5 protein-coding genes are annotated in these 3,370 nt (G+C 39.6%); 3 read left to right on the top strand and 2 right to left on the bottom strand.

Annotation, left to right across the window (positions count from 1 at the left end):
* The 3 genes from IM322_RS10865 to IM322_RS10875 all read left to right on the top strand — a co-directional run.
* The coding region (locus IM322_RS10865; RefSeq protein ID WP_287713203.1) for a hypothetical protein at positions 1-267 on the top strand (267 nt) is incomplete at its 5' end.
* On the top strand, positions 267-536 hold the full coding sequence (locus IM322_RS10870) for a type II toxin-antitoxin system RelE/ParE family toxin (protein ID WP_287079515.1): 270 nt from the start codon (positions 267-269) through the stop codon (positions 534-536). The genes IM322_RS10865 and IM322_RS10870, both read left to right, overlap by 1 nt.
* Positions 537-781: 245 nt before the next feature.
* Complete coding sequence (locus IM322_RS10875) at positions 782-1,069, top strand: YggT family protein (protein WP_287676518.1); 288 nt, start codon at positions 782-784, stop codon at positions 1,067-1,069.
* Positions 1,070-1,073: 4 nt separating this feature from the next.
* Here IM322_RS10875 and gshA read toward each other — a convergent pair whose 3' ends face one another.
* Both gshA and IM322_RS10885 read right to left on the bottom strand, forming a co-directional pair.
* Positions 1,074-2,228, bottom strand: coding sequence for a glutamate--cysteine ligase (gene gshA / locus IM322_RS10880; protein ID WP_287676516.1), 1,155 nt, complete (start codon positions 2,226-2,228; stop codon positions 1,074-1,076).
* 39 nt (positions 2,229-2,267) lie between these two features.
* Positions 2,268-2,660 (bottom strand): pre-16S rRNA-processing nuclease YqgF, encoded by a 393-nt coding sequence (locus IM322_RS10885; protein WP_287676515.1) that lies wholly within the window; start codon positions 2,658-2,660, stop codon positions 2,268-2,270.
* Positions 2,661-3,370: the final 710 nt, after the last annotated feature.

Consider the following 3,370-nt stretch of genomic DNA (forward strand, 5'->3'; position numbering starts at 1 on the left):
GTTAAACTGTGCCTCGCAGATGCGAGAACCGCTATATATAAAATCTTTAAGGAGATAAATATGACATTTAGTGAAGTCGTAGAAGCAATTAAAACCTTATCTTTAGGAGAAAAGGAAGAGATACAATTTCTTTTAGAACAGTTTTTAAGAGAAGAGCAACGTGACAAAATTTATCAAAACTATTTGGTAGCCAAACAGAACGAGAAAGAAGGAAAACTAAAATTTTCCTCAGATACAGATGAACTAATGCAGTTTTTAGAAGAATAATGATAGAAATTAGTTTTGATGAGTCTTTTAAGCGAGCCTTCAAAAAACGTTTTCAAGGCGACCATGAGTTAGAAAGAAAATTTCGGACAAAGCTAGAAAAATTTCAAGAAAATCCGTTTGATCCATCTCTCAAAACTCATAAATTATCAGGCAAACTTAAAGAATTATGGAGTTTTAGTATTGAGTATAATCAAAGAGTGATATTTTATTTTACAGACGATGAAAAAGCCGTTTTTGTTGATATTGGTAATCACGATCAAGTCTATTAATTGAAAGTGATAGCCGCTATTGTAGGGTGCGTCCTACGCACCTTGGCGTTGCTGAATCAAGGTATGAATGCCGACTGTGCATCGTATCCAAAAGTTAGTTTGAGTCTAGGTTTTAAAAATCCCACAAAAGAAGATTCATATCTCAAATCAGCAACGCCCACCTTTAAACATAATTATTTCAAGATAGAACCAAAACTGCTATATTAGGACAGAGGCAATTAGTAAAAAAACTTAATTTAGGGACTATGGACACAGTGATCGCATTGAGTTGGACTTTGGGAATTATCTTAGGGTTAATGACCCTTCTATTTATCTTACGGATCGTTTTAACTTGGAATCCACAGGTAGATTTAAATAGCTTTCCCTTTAATATTATTGCCTGGCCAACGGAACCTTTTTTAATCCCCGTGCGTAAACTCATCCCACCCTTGGGAGGAGTTGATATTTCTCCGATTATTTGGGTGGGAATTTGTACGCTGCTGCGGGAAATTCTTCTCGGTCAACAGGGTTTAATTACCATGGCCTTAAAATAATTATTTAGGCGACTAGAATATGCTGACATAATTTATGTTCTAACTCTCGTTCCTCTTTTTCTAGGGTAATAATCGCCTGTTTGATAATACTTTTAACATCCATACCCTGGTCGTATTGTTTTAACCATTGTTGTGCAGTGTTACCTTCGCGGAGGATTTTTTGTAAGGGAGAGAGGAAACAACTAAAACCCTTTTCTTTAGCGGTAGGATAAACTTGAACATAGAGGTCTTTAATCCAATCCCTAGCTAAGATTTCCCGGCCATCGTACCAATGTCTCAGGGTGGCATCAAGACTAAAACGCGCGGCAGCCTGTTCGTTTTCTTGGGTTAAAGTTAATAAATCCTCGCTACGATTGCTGCTAGGTAATTGACTTAAAATTAAAGGGTCTAATTGGGGATCGTGTAAAAGTTGAATTAAACGGGCCTCTAAAAAAGCCATAACTGCTAATAAACTAATAGGATTAGCAATCAGGTCACAAATTCGCAATTCTAGACGATTGAGATTATAGGGACGATTGCTACCGTTAGGACGTACTGAGACCCAGAGATGACGAACATTCTGCATCGTACCGATTTTTAATTGTTCCTCGGTCCAAGTGACAAAATGTTTATGACTTTCAAAGAGGGGAACATAAGCGGGAGTTTGGGGGAAAACTTGCCAACGACGGGAATGGGAACCAGTGATTTTACCATCGAGAAAAGGAGAGGAAGCACTTAAAGCCAAGTATAAAGGAGCTTCTAGGCGAATTAAGCGACAGGCACGCATTAAATCCTCATAATCGCTAATACCGACGTTAATATGAATACTGGCCGTGACTACATTAGTGCCGTAGGTCTGTTCAATATAGTCATGATAGGGATTTTGAGGGTCACTGCGATAAAAATGTTGACTATCGCCCAAGGAGAGGGTACTGCCAGGGATTAGGGTATAATCGCCTAAACGACGCAAATATCGCCGTAGAGCGAGACGAGGTTTTAAAGTAGCGCATAAAAGACGGTCATAGTTAGTCATGGGAGCCGTGGTGTATTCTACGTTACGACTATCCGGTTCTCGGACAAAACCATCTAAATCCTTGACAATGCGATCGGATAAACCGATAATTTCTCCGGCTGCTGTTCCGGTGTACATTTCTACTTCAAAACCTTTACTTAGGAGCATCGTCAATCCACCTTGCTGTGTCTATTTTGTAGTGTGACATTATTTGGACTTTAAATGACGTTCGATCAGCAGAATCGCCACTATATCATCAATGGGGCGATCGGGAAGACGCATACCTTGGGGGATGAGTTTCTGTAATCCTTTGGGGGGGAACATTTGCCAATAGCGATCGCGCGCTTCTAGGGTACTATTGCGTTCATCCACTAGAGTAATCGGGATAGTGACACGAGCGGCAATTTTTTGGTGCCAACTTTTCGAGGTGGTTTGGTTCCCCATCACCAGTAATTCGATCGGATATTGTTGACAGAGACTGGCTAAACGCTCGATCGCTTGTGACGATGCTATCACCTCATGGGTATAAATTTTCCCTGTCGATGACCTGACCGCGATCCCACATTTGTCCTTACCCGGATCAAAACCGAGAATACACATAGTTTTTATCTCCTGCAGCAGTGGTCGGTTTTATTAAATCATTAAATTAGAGTGTTGGGTTTTGGGGTTTTAGCAGGGTAAGCGCATCTTAACAATCCTTGACAAAATTAACTTTATGAAAGCAATTTCAGAAGTAATTGGTATAATTTGACAGTAATAAAGAACTGCTGAAACCAAGTGTTAATTCTGGCATTTGGTTTTGAGGTTAAACCATAGTAAATTTCTTCGAGGGTGATGACACTTAAGTAGGGAGGCACAATTATTTGTAGGATGGGTTAGCGGTAGCGTAACCCATGCGGGCGTTGGGTTTCATGCTTCAACCCAACCTACGTTCATTTTATATTTAATTCCACCCACCCACTTATGAGCGACTGAATTGGAGATACCAGCTTAGATTTTCCTCCTATTCACACAAGAGGATAACTATTGTTTTTAGACTATGAAAACCATAGAAATTAAGCTATTAACACAACTTAACAATATAAACATCGCCTTACCGGTGGCAGCCCAGACAATCTCAACAGTTATAACCCAGGATATAGAACTAATAAGGGGATAGCCAATAGCTATATAGTTAGTAAAAGTATAGTCAAATATAGACAGACTGAATTCCATTTCAGAAATTCCCTTCACTTTTACTTCGAGAGATTAATTCTCCTTGGGTGAACTACGCACCTCTCTATCCCATAGCGGTTAAACGCATTTGGGAA

Source organism: Microcystis sp. M109S1, from assembly GCF_020247025.1.
In the GTDB taxonomy this organism is placed as follows: domain Bacteria; phylum Cyanobacteriota; class Cyanobacteriia; order Cyanobacteriales; family Microcystaceae; genus Microcystis.

What these genes read in the sequence shown, in the direction of transcription:
- IM322_RS10875 (WP_287676518.1), top strand. Translation starts at nt 782, where the DNA reads ATGGACACAGTGATCGCATTGAGTTGGACTTTGGGAATTATCTTAGGG.
- IM322_RS10885 (WP_287676515.1), bottom strand. Translation starts at nt 2,660, where the DNA reads ATGTGTATTCTCGGTTTTGATCCGGGTAAGGACAAATGTGGGATCGCG.
- gshA (WP_287676516.1), bottom strand. Translation starts at nt 2,228, where the DNA reads ATGCTCCTAAGTAAAGGTTTTGAAGTAGAAATGTACACCGGAACAGCA.
- IM322_RS10870 (WP_287079515.1), top strand. Translation starts at nt 267, where the DNA reads ATGATAGAAATTAGTTTTGATGAGTCTTTTAAGCGAGCCTTCAAAAAA.